General features: G+C 40.3%; 33 protein-coding genes and 1 riboswitch. Of the genes, 4 read left to right on the forward strand and 29 right to left on the reverse strand.

Annotated elements, in window-relative coordinates; genetic code table 11:
* Window positions 1-92: 92 nt before the first annotated feature.
* A complete protein-coding gene (locus BQ5796_RS07915; RefSeq protein WP_071459742.1) occupies window positions 93-584 on the forward strand; it encodes a staygreen family protein in 492 nt (163 codons plus the stop codon).
* A 448-nt stretch (window positions 585-1,032) separates the two neighbouring features.
* Here the strand turns inward: BQ5796_RS07915 and BQ5796_RS07920 are convergent, their stop codons facing one another.
* The 20 genes from BQ5796_RS07920 to BQ5796_RS08010 form a co-directional block, all read right to left on the reverse strand.
* Entirely contained in the window at window positions 1,033-1,392 is a 360-nt protein-coding gene (locus tag BQ5796_RS07920; RefSeq protein WP_071459743.1) for a VOC family protein, read from the reverse strand.
* Window positions 1,393-1,402: 10 nt separating this feature from the next.
* Entirely contained in the window at window positions 1,403-2,071 is a 669-nt protein-coding gene (locus tag BQ5796_RS07925; protein WP_071459744.1) for a VOC family protein, read from the reverse strand.
* Between the two features lie 16 nt (window positions 2,072-2,087).
* Complete coding sequence (locus BQ5796_RS07930) at window positions 2,088-2,945, reverse strand: hypothetical protein (RefSeq protein WP_071459745.1); 858 nt, start codon at window positions 2,943-2,945, stop codon at window positions 2,088-2,090.
* The gene (locus tag BQ5796_RS07935) at window positions 2,926-3,831 is read right to left on the reverse strand and encodes a WD40/YVTN/BNR-like repeat-containing protein (protein ID WP_071461202.1); all 906 of its coding nucleotides are present in this window, start codon (window positions 3,829-3,831) and stop codon (window positions 2,926-2,928) included. The genes BQ5796_RS07930 and BQ5796_RS07935 overlap by 20 nt, the downstream gene beginning before the upstream one ends.
* A 310-nt stretch (window positions 3,832-4,141) precedes the next feature.
* Window positions 4,142-4,759: a histidine phosphatase family protein gene (locus BQ5796_RS07940; RefSeq protein WP_346190283.1), complete on the reverse strand. Its 618-nt coding sequence runs from the start codon at window positions 4,757-4,759 to the stop codon at window positions 4,142-4,144.
* The gene (locus BQ5796_RS07945; protein ID WP_071459747.1) at window positions 4,756-5,472 is read right to left on the reverse strand and encodes an ATP-binding protein; all 717 of its coding nucleotides are present in this window, start codon (window positions 5,470-5,472) and stop codon (window positions 4,756-4,758) included. The genes BQ5796_RS07940 and BQ5796_RS07945 overlap by 4 nt, the downstream gene beginning before the upstream one ends.
* Complete coding sequence (locus BQ5796_RS07950) at window positions 5,444-5,962, reverse strand: ECF transporter S component (RefSeq protein ID WP_071459748.1); 519 nt, start codon at window positions 5,960-5,962, stop codon at window positions 5,444-5,446. The genes BQ5796_RS07945 and BQ5796_RS07950 overlap by 29 nt, the downstream gene beginning before the upstream one ends.
* Complete coding sequence (locus BQ5796_RS07955) at window positions 5,943-6,536, reverse strand: cob(I)yrinic acid a,c-diamide adenosyltransferase (protein WP_071459749.1); 594 nt, start codon at window positions 6,534-6,536, stop codon at window positions 5,943-5,945. The genes BQ5796_RS07950 and BQ5796_RS07955 overlap by 20 nt, the downstream gene beginning before the upstream one ends.
* Before the next feature lie 11 nt (window positions 6,537-6,547).
* Window positions 6,548-6,982 carry a bifunctional adenosylcobinamide kinase/adenosylcobinamide-phosphate guanylyltransferase gene (locus BQ5796_RS07960; protein ID WP_071459750.1) on the reverse strand — a complete coding sequence of 145 codons (435 nt, stop codon included), beginning with the start codon at window positions 6,980-6,982 and terminating at the stop codon, window positions 6,548-6,550.
* A complete protein-coding gene (locus BQ5796_RS07965) occupies window positions 6,934-7,542 on the reverse strand; it encodes a histidine phosphatase family protein (RefSeq protein ID WP_071459751.1) in 609 nt (202 codons plus the stop codon). The genes BQ5796_RS07960 and BQ5796_RS07965 overlap by 49 nt, the downstream gene beginning before the upstream one ends.
* On the reverse strand, window positions 7,500-8,279 hold the full coding sequence (gene cobS, locus BQ5796_RS07970; protein WP_071461203.1) for an adenosylcobinamide-GDP ribazoletransferase: 780 nt from the start codon (window positions 8,277-8,279) through the stop codon (window positions 7,500-7,502). The genes BQ5796_RS07965 and cobS overlap by 43 nt, the downstream gene beginning before the upstream one ends.
* Complete coding sequence (locus BQ5796_RS07975; protein WP_071459752.1) at window positions 8,272-9,786, reverse strand: cobyric acid synthase; 1,515 nt, start codon at window positions 9,784-9,786, stop codon at window positions 8,272-8,274. The genes cobS and BQ5796_RS07975 overlap by 8 nt, the downstream gene beginning before the upstream one ends.
* Window positions 9,783-10,364, reverse strand: a complete 582-nt coding sequence (locus BQ5796_RS07980; RefSeq protein ID WP_071459753.1) for a bifunctional adenosylcobinamide kinase/adenosylcobinamide-phosphate guanylyltransferase — start codon at window positions 10,362-10,364, stop codon at window positions 9,783-9,785. Before BQ5796_RS07980 ends, BQ5796_RS07975 begins: the two co-directional genes overlap by 4 nt.
* On the reverse strand, window positions 10,343-11,422 hold the full coding sequence (cobD, locus tag BQ5796_RS07985) for a threonine-phosphate decarboxylase CobD (protein WP_074033931.1): 1,080 nt from the start codon (window positions 11,420-11,422) through the stop codon (window positions 10,343-10,345). The genes BQ5796_RS07980 and cobD overlap by 22 nt, the downstream gene beginning before the upstream one ends.
* Window positions 11,397-12,362 carry an adenosylcobinamide-phosphate synthase CbiB gene (gene cbiB / locus BQ5796_RS07990; protein ID WP_071459754.1) on the reverse strand — a complete coding sequence of 322 codons (966 nt, stop codon included), beginning with the start codon at window positions 12,360-12,362 and terminating at the stop codon, window positions 11,397-11,399. The genes cobD and cbiB overlap by 26 nt, the downstream gene beginning before the upstream one ends.
* A complete protein-coding gene (locus BQ5796_RS07995; RefSeq protein WP_071459755.1) occupies window positions 12,359-13,822 on the reverse strand; it encodes an adenosylcobinamide amidohydrolase in 1,464 nt (487 codons plus the stop codon). Before BQ5796_RS07995 ends, cbiB begins: the two co-directional genes overlap by 4 nt.
* Window positions 13,815-14,885, reverse strand: a complete 1,071-nt coding sequence (locus BQ5796_RS08000) for a FecCD family ABC transporter permease (RefSeq protein ID WP_071459756.1) — start codon at window positions 14,883-14,885, stop codon at window positions 13,815-13,817. Before BQ5796_RS08000 ends, BQ5796_RS07995 begins: the two co-directional genes overlap by 8 nt.
* The gene (locus tag BQ5796_RS08005) at window positions 14,851-15,807 is read right to left on the reverse strand and encodes an ABC transporter substrate-binding protein (protein WP_071459757.1); all 957 of its coding nucleotides are present in this window, start codon (window positions 15,805-15,807) and stop codon (window positions 14,851-14,853) included. The genes BQ5796_RS08000 and BQ5796_RS08005 overlap by 35 nt, the downstream gene beginning before the upstream one ends.
* 129 nt (window positions 15,808-15,936) lie before the next feature.
* Window positions 15,937-16,123, reverse strand: a riboswitch (cobalamin riboswitch).
* A 161-nt stretch (window positions 16,124-16,284) separates the two neighbouring features.
* Window positions 16,285-16,422, reverse strand: a complete 138-nt coding sequence (locus BQ5796_RS18110) for a hypothetical protein (protein WP_159430990.1) — start codon at window positions 16,420-16,422, stop codon at window positions 16,285-16,287.
* Window positions 16,423-16,522: 100 nt separating this feature from the next.
* Entirely contained in the window at window positions 16,523-17,896 is a 1,374-nt protein-coding gene (locus BQ5796_RS08010; protein WP_071459758.1) for a M28 family peptidase, read from the reverse strand.
* 389 nt (window positions 17,897-18,285) lie between these two features.
* On the opposite strand from BQ5796_RS08010, the gene BQ5796_RS08015 reads away from it, so the two are divergent.
* Together BQ5796_RS08015 and BQ5796_RS08020 are read left to right on the forward strand one after the other, a co-directional pair.
* Window positions 18,286-18,498, forward strand: coding sequence for a hypothetical protein (locus tag BQ5796_RS08015; RefSeq protein WP_071459759.1), 213 nt, complete (start codon window positions 18,286-18,288; stop codon window positions 18,496-18,498).
* Window positions 18,495-18,794, forward strand: a complete 300-nt coding sequence (locus BQ5796_RS08020) for a spore coat protein (RefSeq protein ID WP_071459760.1) — start codon at window positions 18,495-18,497, stop codon at window positions 18,792-18,794. Before BQ5796_RS08015 ends, BQ5796_RS08020 begins: the two co-directional genes overlap by 4 nt.
* A gap of 37 nt (window positions 18,795-18,831) precedes the next feature.
* Here BQ5796_RS08020 and BQ5796_RS18275 read toward each other — a convergent pair whose 3' ends face one another.
* Window positions 18,832-18,990 carry a hypothetical protein gene (locus BQ5796_RS18275; protein ID WP_200792870.1) on the reverse strand — a complete coding sequence of 53 codons (159 nt, stop codon included), beginning with the start codon at window positions 18,988-18,990 and terminating at the stop codon, window positions 18,832-18,834.
* A 174-nt stretch (window positions 18,991-19,164) separates the two neighbouring features.
* Window positions 19,165-19,374, reverse strand: coding sequence for a YozQ family protein (locus BQ5796_RS08025; RefSeq protein ID WP_071459761.1), 210 nt, complete (start codon window positions 19,372-19,374; stop codon window positions 19,165-19,167).
* Window positions 19,375-19,622: 248 nt separating this feature from the next.
* On the opposite strand from BQ5796_RS08025, the gene BQ5796_RS08030 reads away from it, so the two are divergent.
* Window positions 19,623-19,877, forward strand: coding sequence for a DUF2533 family protein (locus BQ5796_RS08030; protein WP_071461205.1), 255 nt, complete (start codon window positions 19,623-19,625; stop codon window positions 19,875-19,877).
* Window positions 19,878-19,974: 97 nt separating this feature from the next.
* Here BQ5796_RS08030 and BQ5796_RS08035 read toward each other — a convergent pair whose 3' ends face one another.
* From BQ5796_RS08035 to BQ5796_RS08065, 7 genes are all read right to left on the reverse strand, one after another.
* Window positions 19,975-21,177, reverse strand: a complete 1,203-nt coding sequence (locus BQ5796_RS08035) for an MFS transporter (RefSeq protein ID WP_071459762.1) — start codon at window positions 21,175-21,177, stop codon at window positions 19,975-19,977.
* 218 nt (window positions 21,178-21,395) lie between these two features.
* On the reverse strand, window positions 21,396-21,668 hold the full coding sequence (locus BQ5796_RS08040; RefSeq protein WP_159430991.1) for a GNAT family N-acetyltransferase: 273 nt from the start codon (window positions 21,666-21,668) through the stop codon (window positions 21,396-21,398).
* Between the two features lie 109 nt (window positions 21,669-21,777).
* Entirely contained in the window at window positions 21,778-22,104 is a 327-nt protein-coding gene (locus BQ5796_RS08045; RefSeq protein WP_071459764.1) for a hypothetical protein, read from the reverse strand.
* Window positions 22,105-22,254: 150 nt separating this feature from the next.
* Window positions 22,255-22,512 carry a hypothetical protein gene (locus BQ5796_RS08050; protein WP_071459765.1) on the reverse strand — a complete coding sequence of 86 codons (258 nt, stop codon included), beginning with the start codon at window positions 22,510-22,512 and terminating at the stop codon, window positions 22,255-22,257.
* An 86-nt stretch (window positions 22,513-22,598) separates the two neighbouring features.
* Window positions 22,599-22,871, reverse strand: coding sequence for a hypothetical protein (locus BQ5796_RS08055; protein WP_071459766.1), 273 nt, complete (start codon window positions 22,869-22,871; stop codon window positions 22,599-22,601).
* Between the two features lie 115 nt (window positions 22,872-22,986).
* The gene (locus tag BQ5796_RS08060) at window positions 22,987-23,253 is read right to left on the reverse strand and encodes a DUF1292 domain-containing protein (RefSeq protein WP_071459767.1); all 267 of its coding nucleotides are present in this window, start codon (window positions 23,251-23,253) and stop codon (window positions 22,987-22,989) included.
* Between the two features lie 87 nt (window positions 23,254-23,340).
* A complete protein-coding gene (locus BQ5796_RS08065; protein WP_071459768.1) occupies window positions 23,341-24,261 on the reverse strand; it encodes a glycosyltransferase family 2 protein in 921 nt (306 codons plus the stop codon).
* Window positions 24,262-24,324: the final 63 nt, after the last annotated feature.

Here is a 24,324-nt window from a genome sequence, read left to right on the forward strand (position 1 = left end):
TAACAATTAGGATAGGCGCCTGTCACAAAATCACTTGTTCCAGCATAGGCTAGGATGAGAAAAGAGCTTGCAGGAAAGGAGTTCTTCAGCCTATGAGTAAATTTAATTCCGATAAATTGCACGTCCGCTATTTGCCGCCAGCCTCGTCCTTTTCACCTATTGAAGGAAGAAAATATACATTGACCCACTCGGACAGGACAGGGGAACTGTTCTTGTCAATTGGGGCACGCTTCGACACTGCAGCAATTGACTACACTTTAAGAGATGAAGTGTTGGGTGAGTGGACAACGAGAAATGGTGAGTATTTACTTCTATGTAAGGTACATGTAAACAACGGGGAGTTTGATGAAAAAGTATCAAAAATACGATATATGATATTCAAAAAGGAATTACAAATTGCACTAACAGGAATGATGTATGGAGACAGGCCATTTTTTATTAATCACCCATGGCTTTTAGATTGCCCGATTATTGTCAAATTCGAATCAACACTGCCAGAGTTTCAAGAAGTCAATTATTTTGGAACTCCGAGACAATTATTAAATTTTGCAGCGCAAGGATCTCAGCACATCATCCAAGCATAATAATTGGAAATTCACAGGGGAGTGTTTGTCATAACGATATTATGTAAAGTAATGGATGATAATAGTTCAGACAGTAATTAATATTATAGCTATGCATTACAAACGAATTTTAAAACGTCATGGAGAGTAGTAAGGAAGCAAATGGATAAAGAAAAAATTCCAGGATTAAATGATCGAAATCATTAGAGGGTTTTTGTTTAACAAATCAAAACAGTTAAAATGGATTTTTCTTTCTCGTCTCACTATTATAAGTATACTTAAATATTGAGACGAGAAACGAATTTTATACTATAACTTCCGAGAATATATATTATGTAAACTAAAAAAGAATATTTATTTCTCATTCTTCCCCTATCTCTTATTAATGTCCGGTGAAGAGAATCTGCATACATACTTAATTTAAAGAGATTTTCCTACATTAGTTTTTATTGTTTTGTCCGTATTAAGTTTAATGATTGCAATCTTTAAATCCGTATTTTTCAGAATCCGTAAAATAAACGGATTTCTTGTCTCGTACATCCCTTTTCCTTCCGCTAATTATGTTCACATGTTTACTCTCTAGGTTTTTGTATACCGTATCAAAATCTTTTTCATCGACAGAAAAGGCAATATGCGTATAGGAATTACACTCATTTCGTGGTATATCCTTTTCTACATTCAGCGCAAGCCACATCCCGGCCAAATCGAAATAAGCAGTATTCTGTCCTTTCACGAGTAGTTTGGCATCAAAAACGTCCTGATAAAATTGAATTGATGCCTCCAAGTCAGACACAGAAAAAAGAAAATGATTTAACCCCTTGATCATAATTTACCCCTCTTCAAGATTCTTCTATCAGATTTGTAACTACCCCTCTATCCGTATGTATAATTACTGGAGAGGCAACGGAGGTTTTTGTTGAAAAGAGCCATCGTCTTCCGATAGGAGCTAGCAGAATAAAGGAGCCGTCTTCATACTCTCCCATAAAATTTAATCTGTCTTTTAAATGCAAACTTCCACCATCCCGAACAGGTATTCCTAACGAGGCCATTCTATCTGCAACTTTTTTTATATGGTCGGTAGAAAGGCTAATTTCACTAATATTTAGTACATTATTTATTGTGAAATCGCCTTCTCTGGAGTTAGGCGAGGTCTTCCATCTCGCAATGAATTCCACTATATTTCCTGAAGGATTTTCAAAATAACAAGCATTTGCTTGAGTTTTGCCACCAAAGTCGATTTCATCTTCCCCGTCCTCGATGAGCAATTTTACTCGATCAGAAAGCCACTCTTTTGCTTTTTGAAACATATTAGAATGAATATTAAATGCAAAATGATAATAATGGTGGTTTCCCTTCTCATCCTTAATAAACTGGAGAACACTCTCCCCAATTTGAAAAGAAACTTTGTTCTCCTTTTCCTCCAATACTTCAAATAACAATATCTCACGGTAAAACTTCACGGTCTCCTCAAAATTAGAAATCAATAATTCTACATTTTGGATCTTCATGTTCACCCCTATTTCCTCATTCTTTATAGAATGTAAGTGTCTCTGCTTGGTCCTTCCCCATCTCGGCTTGATACAAGGTGATTTGTTCCGATTCTCTTTTAGGCTGATTTTGGTCCGCATTAAAGCTCTCTTTAAGTGAAATAGTATATTCAGCCTGGCCATCTTCGGATAAAACGATTGCTAAAGTCCCGTATTGCTTTATTTGTTCCCATGAAAAAATCTGGACCTTGCCATCTCGTTTGACAGTAATTCCATCGGACTTGCTGATTACTTCTGATTGGACTCCCTTCCAAGTACCGTAGATAGAAGGCCCAACATTATAATATCCTGCACCATCGCCGCGATCTCCGTATGTACCGATGAATTGCTGTATTTTATTATGATTATCTTTGTATGTTACTGCAGCAACATCGTCTTCAAGCCAATGTACTTTATAATCTGTACCAATTGGTACAGTAAGTCTTTCTTTTGGCAATGCAAAAAGAAGATAGCTGACTCGGTAATAAACAGACTCGCCTGTTTCCTTATTATTTTTGATTAGCAGTACGTTTAAATCGGAGGAAAAACTGATTATGTCTTTTACCTTACTGCTTTCCTTGTAGCCCAGCCAAATATTAGCGAGGGATAAGAATATGATCAGCATGATTCCAGTTCTTTTCGCATTGCGCTTCAATGGAAATAGCAGCAAAAGTCCGACTCCAATAGAAGAGAAAAAAAGGACGTTGATGATGTAAAACAGACCGCTATAGGCGTATTCCAGCCTGAAAGAATGGTTTAAGAAAAAGTAGCACATCTGCAGGATGAAAAGTAAAACCCCTATAAGAAAAAAAGCGTAACCAAGATACTTTCGTACATTACTTGTTAGCACTATCATCCACGTACACCTCCTCTTTAAACTCCCATGTTAAACCGTTATCTTTAGAGATAAACTTCCCCTTTACTTTCGCTCCTTTATAATCACCGTTTTGTCCCTGATTAACAAGCATGGAAAGATGACCTTTTTCTTTTATAGGCATTTCAGCAATGACAAAGATACCAAGATATTCTTGTGGAATATTGATTTGCGATTTACTCCAAGACTTTCCTCCATCCTTGGTAATAAAGAGTTCAGGGTCTGTTGGATTGAGGATCCCATAAGAGAGAAATCCCGTAATTTCATCAATAAATGCACCATCATAAATTAACCTTTCGCTTGGGGAAGGGCTCGTTTCAGTCCAAGTCTCCCCTCCATCTTGGGTTAAGAACACACTTGTCATTTCAGAAGACATCGTCCTGTCACGAGTGAGGATAACATAGCCAAAATCCTTATCTAAAAAAGCGACTTTGCGAAAACGTAAGACAGGATATTGTTCCGTAGGATACTCGGGGATAATAATCTGGCGTTTCCACTCTTTTCCTGCATCCTTTGAAATGAAAAGGTACACCCCTCTGTCACCATATAAAAATGCCGTAAGCGTATTTGATAAAAAATAGCTATTCTGTATGAGTTCGTCTTTGTCACCGTTATACTCCCCATCAAAAAGGCTTTCCTTGTCAACCGGAACAGTAATCCATTCTTTCCCTTTATTGAAAGTGATGCTCAGTGTATTGTTTGTCAATGAATAATCAGTCGTCTCATCAGCATACCTATTCTCTTGTTGTTTATATGGAGGATGGTATGGCTTCATCCTTCCGTTGGAAGAGTGCTTAAAATAATAGTAACTACCAAATATCATAATGAGGAACATGAATGAACTCACGAAAAGCATATATTTTTTCAATTTAAGGACCCCTAAAAGGTTAATTTGTGTTTTAATCGTTACTGCTATTAGATTCCCTACTAATTTACCATTTTTATTATAATAAAGAAAACAAATTTCCAAAAAGAAGGCCTTGCTAGGAAAAACGTCCAAAATAAGGGAAATGGGAAGATGATGTAACACTAGCAATCTTAATCCAATGGACTAATTCGCCACCTGCTATCTAAAAAGCTTTGTTATATGAATCAACGTTAGCAAACCAATAACAATGGAATTCGTGAAAATATAATATATAGTAAAAGACGCAAAAAGCGCCTTTTTTCCTGTTGCTTCACTCAAAAGCATGAGCCATGCAACCTTCGAGCACAAGCTCCCTTTTGCCTTTATCCAGTTCCATGATGGTTAGTGATGTTCCATGAATAAACGGAGGATCCCAGATTCGATCTACCGGTAAATTGCGGCAAAGGAGATATAGCGTTTTGATTACGATACCATGAGTGATAATAAGAACATTCCCCGTATAGCTCGAATGTGAAAGCTCATTCAAAAAAGCATCCAGCCTTGCCATCACATCTAGAAAGCTTTCTCCAGAACCTCCGTCATAAAGTTCCGGCTGGTTATAATAATGATGGTGAAACGATGGATAGCACTCTCTGACTTCTTCATCCGTCATACCCTGCCAGTCTCTCAAGTCTATTTCCATCAGGCGTTCATCTGTTGTAAAAGGCAGATCTCTCCCTTCAGCAATAATCGCTGCACTTTCCAACGTCCTTTCGCTAGGTGAAGAAAAAGCTTTTTCAAAATGAACCTCTTTCAATCGTTCCCTTAACGCAGCAGCGTCAGAGCGACCCTTTTCTGTCAAAGGAGAATCCAATCTCCCTTGTGAGCGTTTTTCAGTATTCCATACAGTTTCCCCATGTCTGACAAAATAACAATGCACCACTTTCACCCCTTCACTGAAACACTATGAAAGAATGTTCCAGCCATTTTTTTCATCTCTTCCTCTAAATCTTGATGATAGACTGCCAAAAAGCAAGTTGAAGGACCCGCAGACTGGTGAAGATTGTGCTCACAGCTGACTTCAGACTCGTGAAAGTTCCTGTTCGAAAACAAGCTATTGAGCTCCGATAATATTCCCTTTGAACCAACAGGAAGGGTGACAACCCCCTTCAACGATGTGATTTTTTTAAACAAATACAGCGGGACTACCTCTTCCTTTCGCTCTGTTACCTTCTCTCCAACAAGGGGAGTCCCAATGACAGCGATCCTTAAATCTTTGTCGTATTCTATATCTGCCGAATCATTTGCTGTCATTTCTCCTAGAACATTAATAGAGAGTGCGGATTGATATAGTGAAAAATTACTTTCACTACTTCCTGTTATTCTTACATTTTTCATTTTAAGTTCATTCAGTCCTTTATTCACCCCTTGGCATACTGCCTCCCATGCTGTTTCGCCACAGAAATTATGAAGCGTAACTGCAAATGGTATCCCTCCAGCAGCGATGACTTCCATAGCCGCTACTCTTAATGAATAATAACCGAGAACCTCGTATGGAACTCTCACTTCATCATTCGGTTTTAATCCAATACCTCCACTGTTGTCACTGCCGATCACAATGCTGTTACCTTCGTTAAACGGAACAATCAGTACATCTCTCATCGCCTGCTCCTTTCTTCGAAGCCAGTACTCTCGATAGCCTTGGAATAATAACTAGCGCGAATACAGTGTTCAGCAATGATGCGATGAAAAGATAAGGGACAAGCCCTTTATACATATTCGTTCCTAACAGAAAATAAAAAGGGAAAGGTGCCACAATGGAATTCCCTAAAAGAAATACGGTCCCGGCGAACCAATGTCTTCCTTTCCGATACAGAAACGAAAAAAGAGCACAGAGAAGCGCCATTTCGAGTGCAATTAAGTAATGAAAAGGTCCCATTACCATCCCTCCGGAAAGAGCCGATAAAAGGTGGCCAATTCCTCCAACAGCCGTTCCTGCCAGTGGGCCGAGAATAGCGGCTGCGAGAAGTGCCGGAAAAGAATCAAGTGCAATACTACCAACAGGTGAAGGAACCTTAATGAATCCCCCAATTACAGAAAGTGCGGAAAACAAGGAAATAAGGATTAATCGCCTAAGATTCTTGTTTGTCATCTTTCCTCTTCCCTCCTCTGAATACTTTGCCGCTTCTGCAATATTCTACATCCTTCACATGCATCCTGAAGTTAATGACTCTTGCCAAAGCAAAAAAGTAATCTGATAGACGATTAAGAAAATGCAAGGAAGTAAGAGGCATATCAGCGTCTTCTTTCATCAAGGATACAACAAGCCTTTCCGCTCTCCTTGTTACCGTTCTGGCAAGATGAATGGAAGCAGCTGCTGGCGTACCGCCTGGAAGGATAAACCGTTCCAATTCGGGAGCTTCTTCTATCAATGTATCAATTCTAGCTTCCAGTGCAGTCACAGCTTCTTTCCCTAGTTTAAGCGGTCTGCTTTTCGAAACATTGGCTAAGTCCCCGCCACAGTCAAAAAGCTCGTGCTGAATCTTTTCTAAATCCTTTAGGATATCGGGAAACAACTCAGGATTTAGCTGAGAAAGCGCTTGACCGACAAAACAGTTTACTTCATCTACCGTTCCATAGGCTTCTACTCTAATATTATCCTTATCAACACGTCCCCCAATGATGCTCGTTTTCCCTGTATCTCCTGTTCTTGTATATAATCTCATGATCATACCTCCTATTTAATCCTCTTGTTTAACCCGTACATAATGAGGTCCGTTCTCTCAGATTTCGCAACTGTTTCCTGATATACCCACCCTGCTGCGTCGCGCCAGTTTCTATCCTCTTTGGATGCAGGGACAATTCCTTTTGTTATATCGCTTGCAATGACTACTGCTTTTCTATTGTGATTACTTTTTTCCCACTCTAGTAGGGAGTGTAGATAGTTCTTCCATCGCTCTCTTGCATGATGCGGGTTAACCATGCTCCATTTTCTAAGCCATAACTCTATCCCAACTAATACAATAGCATCATGATTCAAAAAACCAGTCGAATCTAGTAATTTCTCTCCCTTATAGGCAGATACCCAGATACAATTTTCCTCTGTAAATTGATAAAAGGATTTCACCCATTGTCCTTTGCCGTTGAAACAGCCTCCTGTAACAAAATGCATCTTTCACCCCTCCTTAGCGCCGACCTGTTCCAAACCAATTCATACCCTTTGCCGTAAGGAATTAGCCAGTCCCAAAAATCCTTGCTCTCAGATGCATACTTAGAAAGCAGATAACGGATAACGCCCCCATGAGTAACAATGGCTGCGGAGCTTTTTTCTTCCTCTAAAATTCGCTCGATAGAATCACGCCAAGCGTTTTCGATTCTTGAAGTGAAGTCTTGAAAAGATTCACCGCCTGGTGGCTGATTTGAGTATGGGTTCGCAACCCAACTGCGATATTCCTGGAAGGATTTCAGTTCTTCATAAGTTTTGCATTCCCAATCTCCAAAGCTAAGCTCTCTGTATCCGCGACATTTTATCTTTCTTTGTTCTGGGAAGAGTTTTTCAGCTGTTTTCATACATCTTCCGAGATCGCTAGTGAAAATAAGATCGTATTCTTTTCCACAAAGGGACCATTCTGTGTCTATAAGCTGCGAATCCGTCCAACCAAGATAGGCTTGTCTCTTATTTGCTTCAGTCATCCCGTGACGGAATAATGCAATAACCACAGTGTCATCCATAAGATCAATTCGCTCCCCTCTACTGTCGCTCCAAGAACGTCACCTGTAATACCACCGAACCATTTCTTTACTTTCCTGTTTAAAAACAGAATCATTGCCAAACTTATGATAATAAAAGCGAGTGCTCCTGCCAAAAGATCCTGTGATAACATCAGGAAAGCAAAAAGTACTGCATAAAACGTATATATAACGAAAGTGTCATTTCCTGATGCTTTTTTAAACATCTCTCCAAGTCCGTCTTTTTTGGCAGAAGGAACCGTAATCATCAGCACCCCCATTACCATGCGGCTGCAAAGAGGGATAAATGCAATCAATATATAACTCTCTGGACGTATCATTGTAACGATTTCATAAATAAATAAAAACTTCGCTGCAAGGAGCACAATTACGGATAATACGCCAAATGCACCTGTACGTGGATCTTTCATGATTTCAAGCCGCTTTTCCCGATCACGGTAGGAGAAGAAAGCATCGCTGCAATCAATCCAGCCATCTAAGTGAATTCCTCCTGTCAGCAAAATCCACAACAGCCAAACAATAAAAGAAACAGCCAAGGATGATAAGAAACTATAAGATATCAGCGAATAGAGAAGACCGGAGAAAATCCCGCCAAGCAATAGACCAACAATCGGAAATAACTTCATTGCTTTATTTAAGGTAACACGATCCATCGGCAGCTCGAACGGAACAGGAATGCTTGTGAAAAATTGAATCCCAACGAGAAACCCTTTAAGCATCTTCACATCTGTAACTCCAATGCTCGATAATGCCTTTCAATCTTTCCCAATCCAAGTGTTCTTTCATACCTGCAGCCAAATCATTGTACCGCTGTTCTTTTTGTTCATTCCAAGGCTCCATTTGCTTTTCTTGTAGCCCTTTGTTTACTCGCAGGATATTCAGCCATGCTGTGCGCCATTGATCATTATGGAAAAGGTGGTGAAGATATGTGCCAATCACCCTGCCCCCATCACAGCAATAGCCTTCTTCCTTGCCGGATAGGATTAAAAATGGCGAGGAGTCTCCTTCACTGTATACTGTTTCTCCAAGGTGGATTTCATAACCATCCATAGCAATGTTTCCAAAACCGGCGGCATTATGAAGGTATCCCGTTGCACGCACCGTTTTCTTTTCCTTTGAGAAAGTAGTTTGGCAAGGTATGATTCCAAGTCCTTCTAAGATGGCGCCCGGTGTTCCAGTATCTGTACCGTCTGGATCCTTCAGCAACGTTCCTAGCATTTGATAGCCCCCGCAAATGCCTGTAATAAAGCCGCTCCGCTCATGAAATTTCTTCAACCAATCGCTAATCCCCGAATCATTTAAGAATATTAAATCGTTTAATGTGCTTTTCGTGCCAGGAAGGATGACAGCATCTGGTTCTCCCATTTCCTCTAATTTGCTTACCCAGCGGATAGAGACATCACTTTCTTGATAAAACGGTTCAAAGTCTGTGTAATTTGATATGTATGGAGGCTTGATAATGACGATTTCTATATGGTCACCATTGCTATTTTCCTTTGCAGGAGGAATGGAAAGGGAATCCTCCCCGTCAATTCCGTGTCCTTCCATGTAAGGCAATACGCCCAGCACCGGAATTCCTGTATTCTCTTCCAGCCAGTTGATGCCATCTTCGAAAAGAGACAGATCACCACGAAATTTGTTAATAATTAATCCTCTAACTCTTGATCGTTCCGTCTCTTCCAGCAGGGAAAGGGTACCGACGATACTTGCGAAAACCCCGCCTCGGTCGATATCTGCGACGAGAATGACAGGGACATCAGCCATTTCCGCTACCTTCATATTGACCAATTCACGGTCTTTTAAATTAATTTCTACAGGGCTTCCCGCACCTTCCATGACAATAACGTCATATTCCTCTGTAAGCCTTGCCAGTGCTTTCCCTATTACATCGATTCCCTTTTTATAAAAAGAATGGCGGTAACCTCTTCCAGAAAGCGTCTGAATTGCTTTTCCTAGAAAAACTACTTCAGACTGGCTATCAGACCGAGGCTTTAATAGAATGGGATTCATCCAAACTGTCGCTTCCGTTCTTGCTGCCTCTGCTTGGATTCCTTGTGCACGGCCAATCTCTTTCCCATCGACTGTCACATAGGAATTATTGGACATGTTCTGTGACTTAAATGGCGCTACTCGCACACCTTCATTAGATAAAGCCCGGCAAATCGCAGTAGCAATCAGGCTTTTCCCTACATCAGATCCTGTTCCAACAATCATAATCCCTTTCATTCCACTTCTTCTCCTTTCAGAAATAGCGGCATGCCAAATTCCACAAAATAAACTTGTTGAGCAATCCGCGCTAACTGTTGATGCAAACTACCAAGTGTTCTTGTATATTGAAGGACAAGGCGATTATCCAAAACCGGCTCATGAAAAATGTCATTGCTTACGATGACAAGCCCACCAACCTTGCTGGACAGATTTTTAATACTATTTGCTACCCTGGCTATCAGTTCCTTTTGAAATTCAGCGTCATCCCAATTCTTCTCTTGTTGAAAAAACGCTTCATTGACAAGCGTAGTGAGGCAATCAAGCAGGACAATATCCTTTTCCGTAAATGAGTATTGTAGTCGGTCAAGCCGATACTCTTCCCACGTTCTCCAATGAAATCCGCTTTTTCTTCTGGTTTCCTGGTGGTGCTCTATCCTCCGCTCCATCTCCAGGTCGGTTCGTTTTCCTGGTGCGATATAATGTAGTCTGCTTTCTTCCAACTGTAATGCGTGCCTTGTTGCAATTTTTTCAGCAAAGGAACTTTTTCCGCTCCTTACTCCACCTGTAACTAGAATCAAATTGTTCGATTCCACCATTTTTCTATCCTTTCCATCAGCTCTGTATTGTCCTCTTCTCTTTTAATAGCAAAACGCAGCCAACGTCCATCTAAGCCGGGAAAGTTCACAGTATGCCTCGGTACTAATCCTGCACCCATCAAATAATGAAATAAAGACTCCTTGTTTTCTTCAGAAGGGTCCCTTAAAAGATAGAAATTGATACTCGATGGTGAAAATATCAGGCCGTTTTTCTGATAGAAAGAGAAAAGGCGTTTCCGCTCAGCTGAAATATAATCAACTGTAAGCTGTACATGAGAGCTATTTTCCAGGCAAAGCATTCCAGCATGTTGTGCAATTGCATTGACACTCCAATGCGGCTGATAGGAAGCGATAGATTCTATTATTCTCGAATCTGCAAGGAGATAGCCGAGTCGAATCCCAGGAATTGCAAATATCTTAGTCATAGAACGAAGAAGGATGATATTCGGATTATTCTTCATTGCTGGAACAAGTGACTCATAAGCTTCCAGAAAATCGTAGAAAGCTTCATCAATAATAAAGAGGCAATTATTTCTCCTGCATTCTTCCATCAGTTGCATCACTAGTTCAGCTGAAAAATGCATACCAGTCGGATTATTGGGATTGCAAAGAAACAATGCGTCGTTATATCTTATTTTTTCCTTTAACCCTTCAATTTCTAGCCCCCATGGTTCTTGCTTCATAAAGTAATGCTCAACCTGACAAGAATTCGCACGGCAGGCAGCTTCATATTCCGAGAAAGCTGGTTGGACAATCACAGCTTTTTTTCCTGCAAGCAGCCTTCCAATCAATGAGATTAATTCAGCACCGCCATTTCCAACAAGAACTTGCCCTGGTTCCAAACCTTCTCTTTCAGCAATGAAGGTTTTTAATCTATTCGCCTTAGGGTCAGGGTATTCTAGAATGGAATCATAAAAGGATGACCAGTTTTCTTGCAATACAGCCGGTGGTCCAAGGGGATTAATATTCGCACTGAAATCTTTCATGACTACGGGAGGCTTCATCCCAACAGTTTCATATAGTGTTAACGGATTAGCTCCATGTGGCGGCAAGTTCAATCAGCAGTCCTCCTAACCATAAAATAATGACGAATATCGGTACCGTTCTCGAGACAATCCCGTTCGCTTTCAGGATATGCCCTTTTTCCATGATGAAAGTGGGGTCACCCATCGTCGCTCTGTCAGATTTGATTCCTTTATAATAATTGGTTCCGCCTAGGCGGATTCCAAGGAGAGAAGCAACAGCCGCTTCGCCCCAGCCGCTGTTTGGGCTTGGGTGTTTTTTTGCATCCCGAAGAACAATTCTCCATGCCTTCCGTCTTGTTCCTGTTACGGGCTTTGAAGACAGCATCATGGCAAGTGCTGTCATTCTGCTTGGAATGAAGTTAACAACATCATCGAGCTTTGCAGACGCCCAGCCAAATTCAGCGTATTTTTGATTTTTGTAGCCAACCATCGAGTCACAAGTATTGATTGCCCTGTATACCATTGCAAGTGGTGCTCCACCGAGCAATGCCCAAAACAATGGTGCGGTAATTCCATCGCTTGTATTCTCCGCAATCGTCTCGATGGTACCTCTGACAATTTCCGATTCTTGAAGCTGATCGGTATCACGGCCAACGATATAAGAAAGCTTTTTTCGTGCATTTTCAACATCGCCGCATGCCATAGGCTTATAAACCTCTAATGAAGAAATTTTCAGGCTTTTCTGGGCAATGGCTGTTGTGATAAAAAGACTTTCCACCATGATGCCCGCAACGAGATGGAAAGAGTAGCTGATAGTAATGATGAAATAAGAGATTCCCCAGACTACAACAAGGACAACAAATAACATGATGATACCTTTTTGCTTTTTAAAGGTTCCTTTATTCAGCAGGTTATCGAGCTTTATAATAAGGGAACCCATCCATTTGACAGGATGGGGAAGATTGGGCGGATCGCCAATAATAGAATCGAGGATGACAGCGATTGTCAAGGCAATCAAATGATGGAGTATCATCGGTTATGCCTCCTTCTGCTTTTTCTGATTGCTGCCGATGTCATTTCATACACTCCTTGTCCAATTACTCTACCTAGAGGAGCAATAGGACCTGCATATTGTAAAAATTCACCCTGTTGGGTTGCCGCGACCATGATGCTGTCAGTCGAAGTCCCCGTGGCAATCGTCCCTGTAATTTGATCGATTACATCTAAATCTGCCATTGCTTTTGACTTTGCTTCTGTTGCCGTCATAATGGTTTGGATAAAGGCTTCATCTGACAGCGTACCATTAACAAATATCCATATATTGATCGTACCCGGTTTCATTTCCCCAGAATGGCAGTAACTCCTTGCTGCATCGACACTATTGCCAACCCCCGCTGTAACAACAATCAGCACGGAAAAACCATCATTTTCATAAAAACAGTGACATTCATCTTCCAAAATGACTGCAGTCATCATCCCGATTGTTTCGGATACTTCCAAACCAGAGGAACGTATGTAATCTTTCATATCATTCTTATGATCCATACAAGCATAATTTTTATCAACATGTCTGTTTAAAAAATTTTTGAACCAGCCGTTTCCCGCACCAATAACTCCAGATGCCAGAGTTTTCAATGGGAATGGGGACTTAACAAGAATATGATTTCGTGCAATTTGCAGCATATTGGTTTCTATTACACCTTGAGCTGCATGCCGCTTATCGGGGACCAAAGCTAGCTGCGGAGCCGGCACTGCAGGGTGAGACTGCTTTTTCACGTGCGTCTGATAGACGGAAGAAATGACTTCCTCCTTCAGCACCTCATTCGGCAAACCAATCATTCTTACTTTTCCTTGTTCGAGGAGTAAGAGACGATCACAATATAATCCAGCTAAATTCAAATCATGAAAGATAGATATAACCGTCAATCCCTGCTCTTTCGTCCAGTGCTTCAAAGAATCAAGAAGACTGATTTGAAACGATAAATCCAAATGGTTGGTTGGCTCATCCAAAAGGAGAAATTCTGCCTTCTGGGCAAGTGCTTGGGCAAGGAAAACGCGCTGCTGCTCTCCCCCTGAAAGGCTATGGATGGACTGATTTCGGAAGCGCTGTACTCCCGTCTTTTCCATTACTTTTTCTATATATTCTTTCTCTTCTGCTGAAATCTGGGGAAACAAACCTCTTTGATGGGCATAACGACCAAGCGTCACTATTTCCCTCACAGTGTAAGAAAAATTTTGGGAAGAAAGCTGCGGTAGGATGGCAACTGTTCTTGCCAATTCCTTCGGCGAATAATCCTTAATGGATTTTTCATTGTAACGCACTTCACCTGCTGAAAAAGGAAGGACACCTGTCAACATTTTCAGCAAAGTGGTTTTCCCACTGCCATTTGGCCCTAATATGCCGAAGAACTCCCCTTTTTGGACCTTGAACGAAATGTTCTCCACAACATTACCACTCGTGTAACCGCCGGCCAGCCTATCTACTTTAAGCATGCTTCATTCCTCTTCTTTCTCTTTGTTTTTTCATCAGAATAGCAGCAAAGACTGGTGCACCAACAACGCTTGTGATCACACCAATTGGCAGTTCTACCGGGGAAGCTACCATCCTCGCAGCCAAATCAGCGAGTATAAGGAAGCCGCCTCCTGTTAGGATGGAAAGCGGAAGAAGGTGTTTATGATCTGGTCCCCAAAGCATTCTAGTTAAATGCGGGATAACTAGTCCAACAAAACCAATTGTGCCCGACACCGAAACAGCGGCTCCTGTCAAAATAGATCCGCCAATAAGGATGACTAGCTTCCTGCTTCTAGTATTGACGCCAAGATGGTGTGCCCTTTCTTCTCCTAAAGACAATGCATTTAATTCTCTTCCATTTAAGAGCAGCAACAGTGATCCAAACAGAAAAAACGGCAATAAGAGACTGATATAATTCCACCCTCTCATCGAAACGCTGCCCATAAGCCATCCGATAATCGCTCTGAGTTCATCGCCCGTCAGCGCTATGAATAGAGAAATGACCGCTCCAAGAAAAGAACTAAAGATAATTCCGGTAAGGATGATAGATTCTACTTTCATAGCGGGATCAACAGCCCTGACAAACAGGAGCACTAACATAATGGTGATAAAAGCAAAAACTACACCCATGACTGGAAGCGTGAATCCGCCCGCCCTAGGTATGCTAATACCGAAGAATAGCGTAAGGACAGCACCAACCGATGCTCCTGATGAAACACCAAGCGTATATGGGTCGGCAAGTGGGTTGCGCAATAATCCTTGGAATGCTGCGCCGGCAATGGCAAGACTTGCACCAACAAGGCCTGCCAAGATTACTCTTGGCAGCCTTATATTCATGATGATGTTCGCGTTCATGCTATATGCAGTTGTGTCTACAGGGAGATGAAGAACTTCCCTGCCAATAATGAAAAGGATATCACTTATCGGAATCGAGACAGTACCAATTGATAATGCGAAGAGCATCGAAGCGACGAGAAATATTACAGCGAGGAAGTAGGGACCAGCTCCATTACTTAAAAACTTCAGGGTAAACCGCTTTCGCAAGCTCCTCTACTCCTTCAACAAGTCTTGGACCGGGACGAGCCACTTTGTCCGAATGGACATCCGCTACAGCCTTATTCTTAACAGCATTTATATCCTGCCATCCTGAACGGCTTGTCACGTTCTTGATGGGATCGGATGTATCATATCCATATGTTGTGATAATCGTATCTGGATTGCTTTCTATTACTGCTTCAGGATCTATTTTCGGCCACCCATTCGCTTCTACCGCATTTTTAGCCTGTATTAATCCAAGCATGTCATCAATGAAAGTTTTCTTGCCCGCAGCAACAATATTCGGCGCCGGTGAAACTTCGATGAATACCTTTTTGACTTCACTTTTATCAATAGATTGTGCCTTTTTCTCTATTTCTTGAAGTCTATCTTTCATATCAGCAGTGATTTTCTTTGCCTTATTGTATGTACCCGTTGCTTTCCCAATCATTTCGATGGATTCATATACTGTATCGAAGTTTTCCGCTTCATTGACAATCAAAACAGTTATACCCGCATCGCGCAGCTGGTTGAGCCCTTCTTTTGCATTATGTGCTCCTGAAGCATGTGCAAGGACAAGATCTGGTTTTAAAGAGACAATCTTTTCTACATTAAAATCCCTTTCGCCTATCTTTGTTTTTTTCTTTACTTCTTCAGGATAATTATCAAAGTTGGAAACCCCTACAATCTGTTTATTCAATCCAAGGGAAAAAGCTATTTCGGTATTGCTTGGAATCAGGGACACTATTTTTTGAGGCTTAGACTCTATCGTTACTTTTTTATTAACCCCATCTACAATCGTAACTGGAAAAGATTCATTGCCTTTTGCTTGCTTGTTTTCTTTCTCGCCAGCGCTGTTGCCGCTGCAGCCGGATATTATGAATACCGTAATGAATAGCATTGTAATCAATAGTGGATAGAATTTTTTCACCTGTTGTTCCTCCTAGTATGTTGTAAAAACTATTGAAAAAAGTAAAAACACCTCCTGCATTATGGAGATGTTTGTATTGGAATGCACAAAAATTGCAAGCCTTCCAAACACCCCCTATCCTCGTAGGTTGTTGTGCACTAAGAACTGGCAGGTCTCCTGGCTCAAGGTCATTGCTTCTGGCGCCTTCCCATACATTATGTACAGTGGCGTTTTGCCTAAGCTACCTTTTACAGTGGCGGGACCGCATTGGAATTGCACCAACTTCCCTTTTCAGCCTATGAGATTATTCATAGACACCTGTTCTTTTGATATGGAGTTTTCCACTCACTCCATTATTATACACGAAGGATTTTCGTTAATGGCTAGTTTTTTATCGAATACTCAACCTTTAGACAACCTTCTAGTAAATAGAGGAAGTAATGACATGACACTAAAAAGCAGTCTGATAAGGAAAAGTACCGCTTCTTTGCGGCACTTTTATTGCTTATCCTTTTCATACGCTATAAGGATGATTTCCTTTTCTCCTTCTTCTTGTAGCCTAGATTCAAGCGATTGCACCCTGTCTAATGCTTGTTGTGATAGTCGGGCTGTCCGATATTCCTCTTGGTTTCTCAATTATATCACCACCTTTCATAATTATTGCCAAGAATTACACTGCTCTATACACAATAAACAAAACAGCCTGAGAGTTTGTCACAGGCTGTTTTCGAAAACTTTATTTAACTGGAGGGACATCTTTTCGTACGACGTCAAATAAACCGGAGCCAATAATGTCAAGGGCAGATTGCATCCTTTCAGGGGAAACATTATCGGCAATTGTATCCTGCGGTGTATGGTAGACTTTCTCAATATGATAGACAAGAGGCTCCCAACTATCAACACCCATCCAGATGAATAGCGCTGCAGGTATTCCTGCCCGATGAAATGGAACATGGTCACTAGACCCGAACGTTCCAGGAAGGATGTCAGAATTTCCAAGCCTTGCACCTGCTGACATCGTGGATTCCGTAACAGTATTCCTGCTGCCATCCACTGTCATGGCATAAAGATTTTTTGCCTTATCGTAATTTGTTGCTACCATATCTGGTACAAACACAGCTTCAATATTCTTCTTTTCTTCCTTGCTAAGCTGATCCACATAATGTGTAGAACCAAGCAAACCACGTTCCTCGGAACCAAAGGAAATAAACTTCAAGTCTTTATCCGTATTGTATCCTTTATACACCCTTGCGAGCTCCAACATTAATCCTATACCGGAGGCATTGTCGTTTGCGCCTGGAGCACCAACAACACTATCATGGTGAGCACCAAGAATGACTTCTTTCGTTTCATGAGATTTGGTTTTTGCTTGTTTCGTAGCAATCACGTTCACGGATTGTAAGTTAGAATAATGTTTGGCAGTCAGAGCAACTTCCTTATTTCCTTTTGCTATTTCCTCCTTCAGCCATTGACCGTGAATATAGGAAGCACCATAGACAGGAATTCCAACCTTCTGAGAAAGATTCGGATTGAAGGCTTGTCCGTAATTCCCTCTCCCTCCAATAAGACTTTGCAAGATAACACCCTTGGCACCAGCTTCTTCTGCCAACTTCACTTGTGCACGGTAGTCCGAAACTGTTGCTCCTCTTGGCATCAATACTATTTTTCCTGCAGCATTACTAAAATCTTTTGCATTTTTTCCTTCAGGTACAAAGATAATTTCCCCTTTTACACTCTTCTCACTGATGGACCCGTTTGGAGCTGCTCCCATCTCCCATACCTTTCCGTCCGCCAATCTTACATTCGCAATGAATTGATCTGCAACAGGGAAGTATTGATATTCGACGTCATATCCGTAACTTTTAAGAGTCTTGGCAACATAAGCAGCAGCATTATGTTCTCCATCCAATCCCCCTGGCCTTGTACCAATGATTTCAGATAAATACTTAACATGTCCAATTGCCCTTTCAGCTTCTACCCTAGCGACAATTTTCCGGTCTTGTGAACTCTCAGATTTTCCGGTATCCACTTTTTCCGCTGCATAACCAGCAGATCCAAATGCCAATGACGCTGCCAAAAGTGAAGCAATTACTTTGGAAGTTGTTTTCAACTCAAATCACCCATCCTTTACTAGATTAGTATCATTAACGTGAAGTTATGTATGTTTCTATCAAAAGTGTTCACGTTAAAGAGAATTATAGTAAATCCCTTTGTTCTGAGAAAGGATATTTTATACTAATATTTAAAACATTTTAAATACATAAACTAGGGATAAACTCACACCTTCATACTATCCTGTCGTTATAGTGTTAGAAGCTGCAAAAGAAAATAGGAAAGCTGCAATTATTGAAGAGCAGGGAAATACACTTATTCGGCAGTTTACAGCTTGCAGAATTTTTATGTTGATGTTTAACCTGTTTCAATAAAATTTATTTCATAATGCAATGAATATTGGACATCATATTACATGTGTGCTTACAAAAAACGAGGAGGATACCGATGGACAACACACATTATCTTGCACCACATGAAACCTATGAACTGCATGAACTTTTGACTTTTAAAAACGTTTGTTTGACGAAGGCTACTATGATGGGCGGCATTGCAAAGGATCCTGAGCTAAAAAGTATTTTGCAGGAAGATGTTAGCATGACGCGTGACCAATTGCAACGCATCCAAGAATTCATGACGAACAGGGGAGAGAATCAATGAATGAAAACATGCAGAATTCCAGCGGAATGGGTGCTATGACTGATCAGGTAATTGCAACGGATTTTTTACTTTCGGCAAAAACAGGTGTCAAAAACCTTGCAGTTGCTGTAACGGAAGCTTCCACTCCTGAAGTAAGAGAGGCATTGAAACAGTATTTGAATGATGCTGTGGAGACGCATGAAAGAATTTCAAACTATATGGTGGAGAAAGGCTATTATCATCCTGATAATTTAAAGGAACAGTTAAATGTTGACTTACAAGCAGCTCGGACTGCAATGAACCTGCACCAACAATAATAAAGAAGAAGCTGCAACGGTTGCAGCTTCTTCTTTATTATAGATCTGTTCGCTTTCCTGGCTCGGCTTTTCCATTCGTTTCATTCCCCGTACTTGCAGTATAACCAACCCGATAGTGAAAATCCTTTCTTTTCCGAAGCGCTTTTGGCATTTTATACTGCTCTCCATTTGTTTGAAATTCTCCACCATGAGACATATATTTTCCTCCTCTAGCAAGTCATACTCATCAATGGGAAGCGCGGGTGAAATAAGCAAGCATTAATTATTTTGCAAACTTAATGCACTGGAACCGTAGAATACTTCTTGAAGAAAGCATTTCTATTATTCCCTGTCTGAGACAACGCATCATAAAAAATCTTTCATTATTGGCTTACTTGTAGTCTTTTCTTTTCACAGGGATATCATGACCATTTGCATCATCTATCACTGGCCTGATTTCTCCCTCTGTATAAGCATCGCTAACCTGTTCATGTGTTACTTTTAGTCCCTTTGAAAATGTTCCTTTTTCATCGCCAGCTTCTCCGTTATAACACTGCCCTGCCATTTTAAGGTTCTCTTGTCCTTGTATGTCTTTTGCCAAGATGAACACCTCCCTGCTATTTGGATTTATTCAGCCTGATAAGAATTGGCCCAGCATGTACAGAAAGCAAATTCTCCGGAAAGCCGACAAGCCTGTTCACAATTTCATCGCCACTAAAATACCTGGATTTTCCTGCAGGATTTCACCTCCTGCTTCATTTATTTTTCCCTCCATATAGTTTGTTTATGAACTTTGTTGTTAATTTCTATGGTATGATTTTTTATAACACGAATTTGGAGGAAGAATATATGGATGTCCATAAAGCACTAGCACAGCATGCCAAGAAGCAAAATGAAAAATACAACCGATTTCTTGAACTAGATCAAATGAGGGAAAAATATATCAGTGAAGCAGTCTCTCTTTGTAAGGATGGAAAATTATTCAGCACTGATAATATAAACAGGGTTACAGCCGAAATAAATAATATTGGTCTACGTTTTACACCAGAAAGGAAGTTTGTAACGAAAGAAATGGTGGAAGAGTACACAGCTAGATTGCTCTAGAACAGAAAAAGACCCGTCCGTAGCGGGTCTTTTTCAATATTCTTAGGAATCAGCGTCTTCAACCTTACACTTTTATTAAAATGAGGATAATGTTGGTTTAAAGGGCGATTCCTTTTTCCCTTTTGTGACCTTGATGAAATTTTTTACCTGAAAGAAAATGATAAATGGCAGTACCGCAGAAGAGGATATAAGCTGCACCAATAAGATATAGCTGTCTAAAGCTGATGATCGATGCTGCTGCACCGACAAGGTAGGAACCTAAGCCTATTCCAATATCGAAAATGGATAAGAATGTAGCCGTAGCCATCGCCTTTCGTTTTGGCGGGGCAGATTGAATGGCAATTGTTTGGTAAGTTGGAAAAAGGGTCCCCCATCCTAATCCCGCAAAAGCTGCAGCAAGAAGGAAGAGAATGATGGAATCTGCCATCCCAAGCAATACCATGCCGATTGAAAAAAGCAAAATAGCTGGATAAACAATTACATTTTGGCCATACAAATCATAACATTTTCCCGTAAAAGGACGGGATATCAACAATACAACTGCATAGACAACAAAAAAGTAACTCGAAATGCTGCCAAGTCCAAGTTCCCCCGCGTAAACAGATACGAAAGACAGTATGGACGAATAAGCCAGTGCAAAGAGGCTTCCGGTAATAGCTATAGGAACAGCTGAAGTCTCAAATAAATCTTTCCAAGAAAAAGTAGTTGAAACGTATTCAATTCTGTCTTGTTTTTTCTTGGATTTGATTAGAAGACCAGTAAACAAACAAGCGAGTGCAGAAATTGATGCTAAATCAAGCATTGTACTGACATCCCATTCCTGCATAGCAGTAAGTCCAAGGAATGGGCCAATAACCATTGCGAGTGTGGATGAAAGAACGAAATAGCCCATGCCCTCTCCCCTTCTTGAGTCAGGTATAATGTCAGCAACGATTGAACCGGTGCAAGTGGTAGCCATTCCGAATCCTATTCCATGCAAAAAGCGAACCGCCAACAATGCGGAGATGCTTGAAACAACGAAATATAGTAGTGTTGCTCCAAGAAATAGAAGCAAAGATAAAATAAGGATCTTGCGGTTTCCATATCCTTCAATCCAGCGCCCTGCGAAAGGTCTAATTAAGATGGCCGAAAAAAGAAAAATCGTCGTCATCAACCCTGCTTCCGACTTATTGCCTGCAAGATCATTAACGACGTATATGGGAAGCGTAACAAGTAGAAAATAAAATGTCATGAACAGAAAGAAATTAGTACCTGAAACACTGATAAAATTCCCGGTCCATAATTTAGGCTGACTTTTCATAAAGCTCATCTCCTCTATACTAAATAATGCGCTTAGCCAGGAAGTATTTCGTGACCCTAAGAAATCCAATAGAGAAGAGTATAGCATAAAATCTTCAGTGAAGTAAGGAAATTAACTTGAAATTAACATAAAAGAAAAAAAGCTGCCAAAAGCAGCGCTTCTGGACAGCCTTCCTTTTCCATTTGTATTCTCAAAGCTCTCCTAAAACGCTATAAGGCTTAAGCAAGGAGATCTTGATACTCTTGTCGCCTTCTTAAGTATTCGTCAGCATAGGAACATACTGGGTTAATCTTTTTTCCGGTTTCTCTTGCATATTCTGCTGCTTCCTTCACAAGTAGTCCTGCGTAACCTTTTCCCCTCTCATTTTCCTCAACAATCGTATGGGTAATCGTCATAGTATTTTTATCCTCTTCATACTGAATATATCCTACTTTATCCCCATCTTCCTTTATGATGATAAATTCATTATTTTCTTTTTTTATCTTTGCCAATGAAATCCCTCCCATTAAGGTGTACTATCTTTATTCCCTTTACGTTTATATCTTAATCGCAACTGAGGTAAGTTCAAAAAAAAATACAGCATCATTAGATGCTGCACCACTATTTTTCCGTCTTCTCTTCTACCTTCACTATTCCACGTCCGGCATTACCTTTTTCAAAGTAGCAGATTACTTTATCATTTTTCTCAATATTATTACCGGGTATAATAACATTGCCGTTAAAAGAGATACCTGTTCCATCATTTGCTTTTCCTAGGTAGGTTGTCCCTTCAATTTTTGAAATGGTATATTCTTTTGTAATATATTTTGTTGATCCATCTTTCTCTTCCTCTACAGGTATACCGACTGCTGGCTTAGAACCATTGTACTCAACGAGCAAGAATAAAACTCCAAGCAGAGAGAGAAGGATGATCAGTCTTTTCACCATTGCAATCCCTCCAAATTACTATTGTAAGCAAAAAGAACAGAAAGCGCATCCTTCCATTCTCCCCGGTCACAAGACCTAAAACGGAGGTAAAAGAGAGGGATAAAACGAAATATAAGAGAATTATTGCACAAGAAACTTATCTTCCTTCTTCTAAAACTCTATCACTTTTTCAAGCTTTTCGACAAACACGACGCATTTATGGTCGTCGATAAAATAAATGTACATTTTTTGGCCTTTCTCCTGAAGAAGCTTCTTGAAACGAATAGTTCCTTCAATTTGAAAGTCTTTAGCAAGATTAACGAGCTTTTCCATGATTTGTTCCTTAGATGGTTCGTACACGGAAGCAATTTGGGTTGGTATTGCATCAAAACCAGGAATCTTAAAAGTTATTAGAATAACAGTATCCAAATTATTCAGCTCCTTAATTATAGAAGCTATTCGACGTTATTAGCTTTTTTCCTGCTAATCTGGCACTTCGATTTTTACTAGCCCGTCTACACGGCTACTATCTGAAAAAAAGCAATTACTGTATCGTCTACCTTCAGTCTTACTCCTTCTTCAAGATGCTCTTTTTTTATCACAATCCCCTTCCCATTACGTGACTTTGCATAATATCTGTTTGCACGTACCTCTGTAACTGTAAATTCCACTTTTATATATTTTTCTCTGGTACTGCTTGACGCCTTTTCTGCTTTTCCAAGCGAAATAGCTAACCAAGAAACTAGGCCAAGCATCATGAGCAGCAAAACTAGAATTACCCATCTCAAGGAATCATTCCCCCATTTAAATAAAGTCAACTGCATTATATGCATAGACCCTATTTAAATGACGGGGCTTTTTTCAAAAAACAGCCCCTGCAAAAAGGACTGCTTTTCAGTAATTTTATTCTTCTTCCACCATTTCCGCGAATGCTCTCGACACTTTATTAAACTCTTCCTCCGACTCTATTGCTGCAAGATCATTCTCTTCATCCATTTTCAGAAAAAAAACGTCTATATCTTGATCATCAGCTTGGAGTAAATCTTCCACAAAGCTTACCGCCGCATAGTCCGTCCCATCGATTGATAAGACTGCTAAAACCTCTACTTCCTGATCCTCATTATGGTCATCACTGACTGTAAATATTTCTCCTGCTTCTAGCTTTTCCATTTTGGTACCTCCCATTAATTGAATATATACATGATTCCCCAATAACTGAGGAATCATGCCGTATATTGATAAAAAATAAGAGCAGCTTTACTGATTAAATATTTTATGCTTCATTTTCCTTAACCTGATGGTTATCACCATTTTTAATAAATACGGATTCATTAACATTTTATTGATTGCCTTACCCAATTTTCGATCCCTAATCCACCTATCTGTTTCATAATAGTCAGCAATCCGTGTAAACGCAGCCTTGCGTTCTTCCAAAGCATTTTTCACATCTACATTCAACTCATCATTATATTTACCGATTATTTCCTGTGCGGAATCAGCGCATTGTTTTGCCAGAGCAGCCATATGGGTTACCAAAGATCCTTCTCTCGTCAAATAATAATAAAAACCTTGTGGCATAAGCCATGCCTGTCCGCCTTTCAGCAATATCTCCAAATAAAAAATAAAGTCTTCTCCGTACTTCACATTTTCCTCGTATTGTAAGTGATACTGCAGCAGTATTTCCTTTTTAAAAACGGCTTTCAAAATACCGAGATCCCATGTAATGAACTTTTCCGTTGTTACTTTTGTCGGTTCATTGATAGACAAGTTTTTAAATTCATAATAAGTCTGCCAAGGAGCCTCCTCGGCCTCCCGGATATAAAGCAGATTATCGAAGACAATATCCGCATTCTTACATTCAAGAAAATCTAGCATCTCTTTCAATCTTTCAGGTGCCCACCAGTCATCGCTGTCCAGAATTGCAATATACTCTCCCACTGATAAGCTGATGGCCCTGTTTCTCGAAAAGGATGGCCCTTTATTCTCTTCATTGATAAATGCTTTAATTCGTGAATCCTGATATCCTTTAATAATCTCCATTGTATTGTCGGTCGAACAGTCGTCAACAATAATTACTTCAAAATTCTCATAAGTTTGTTTTAGAATCGAATCAATGCACTTTTTTATGTATTTGCTCGTATTATATGCAGCAATAATTATTGAAACCTTTACAGTCATCTCTTCCTCCTAATTCATACATCAATAGAAAAACTTGTTTTATACAGAATACAATACTTGAAA

The organism is Bacillus massilinigeriensis (assembly GCF_900111815.1).
Classification (GTDB): domain Bacteria; phylum Bacillota; class Bacilli; order Bacillales; family Cytobacillaceae; genus Mesobacillus_C; species Mesobacillus_C mediterraneensis.

What these genes read in the sequence shown, in the direction of transcription:
- BQ5796_RS07915 (WP_071459742.1), top strand. Translation starts at nt 93, where the DNA reads ATGAGTAAATTTAATTCCGATAAATTGCACGTCCGCTATTTGCCGCCA.
- BQ5796_RS07925 (WP_071459744.1), bottom strand. Translation starts at nt 2,071, where the DNA reads ATGAAGATCCAAAATGTAGAATTATTGATTTCTAATTTTGAGGAGACC.
- BQ5796_RS07930 (WP_071459745.1), bottom strand. Translation starts at nt 2,945, where the DNA reads ATGATAGTGCTAACAAGTAATGTACGAAAGTATCTTGGTTACGCTTTT.
- BQ5796_RS07945 (WP_071459747.1), bottom strand. Translation starts at nt 5,472, where the DNA reads ATGAGAGATGTACTGATTGTTCCGTTTAACGAAGGTAACAGCATTGTG.
- BQ5796_RS07950 (WP_071459748.1), bottom strand. Translation starts at nt 5,962, where the DNA reads ATGACAAACAAGAATCTTAGGCGATTAATCCTTATTTCCTTGTTTTCC.
- BQ5796_RS07955 (WP_071459749.1), bottom strand. Translation starts at nt 6,536, where the DNA reads ATGAGATTATATACAAGAACAGGAGATACAGGGAAAACGAGCATCATT.
- BQ5796_RS07960 (WP_071459750.1), bottom strand. Translation starts at nt 6,982, where the DNA reads ATGCATTTTGTTACAGGAGGCTGTTTCAACGGCAAAGGACAATGGGTG.
- BQ5796_RS07965 (WP_071459751.1), bottom strand. Translation starts at nt 7,542, where the DNA reads ATGGATGACACTGTGGTTATTGCATTATTCCGTCACGGGATGACTGAA.
- cobS (WP_071461203.1), bottom strand. Translation starts at nt 8,279, where the DNA reads ATGCTTAAAGGGTTTCTCGTTGGGATTCAATTTTTCACAAGCATTCCT.
- BQ5796_RS07975 (WP_071459752.1), bottom strand. Translation starts at nt 9,786, where the DNA reads ATGAAAGGGATTATGATTGTTGGAACAGGATCTGATGTAGGGAAAAGC.
- BQ5796_RS07980 (WP_071459753.1), bottom strand. Translation starts at nt 10,364, where the DNA reads ATGGTGGAATCGAACAATTTGATTCTAGTTACAGGTGGAGTAAGGAGC.
- cbiB (WP_071459754.1), bottom strand. Translation starts at nt 12,362, where the DNA reads ATGATACTCCATCATTTGATTGCCTTGACAATCGCTGTCATCCTCGAT.
- BQ5796_RS07995 (WP_071459755.1), bottom strand. Translation starts at nt 13,822, where the DNA reads ATGCTTAAAGTAGATAGGCTGGCCGGCGGTTACACGAGTGGTAATGTT.
- BQ5796_RS08015 (WP_071459759.1), top strand. Translation starts at nt 18,286, where the DNA reads ATGGACAACACACATTATCTTGCACCACATGAAACCTATGAACTGCAT.
- BQ5796_RS08020 (WP_071459760.1), top strand. Translation starts at nt 18,495, where the DNA reads ATGAATGAAAACATGCAGAATTCCAGCGGAATGGGTGCTATGACTGAT.
- BQ5796_RS18275 (WP_200792870.1), bottom strand. Translation starts at nt 18,990, where the DNA reads ATGTCTCATGGTGGAGAATTTCAAACAAATGGAGAGCAGTATAAAATG.
- BQ5796_RS08030 (WP_071461205.1), top strand. Translation starts at nt 19,623, where the DNA reads ATGGATGTCCATAAAGCACTAGCACAGCATGCCAAGAAGCAAAATGAA.
- BQ5796_RS08035 (WP_071459762.1), bottom strand. Translation starts at nt 21,177, where the DNA reads ATGAAAAGTCAGCCTAAATTATGGACCGGGAATTTTATCAGTGTTTCA.
- BQ5796_RS08045 (WP_071459764.1), bottom strand. Translation starts at nt 22,104, where the DNA reads ATGGTGAAAAGACTGATCATCCTTCTCTCTCTGCTTGGAGTTTTATTC.
- BQ5796_RS08060 (WP_071459767.1), bottom strand. Translation starts at nt 23,253, where the DNA reads ATGGAAAAGCTAGAAGCAGGAGAAATATTTACAGTCAGTGATGACCAT.
- BQ5796_RS08065 (WP_071459768.1), bottom strand. Translation starts at nt 24,261, where the DNA reads ATGACTGTAAAGGTTTCAATAATTATTGCTGCATATAATACGAGCAAA.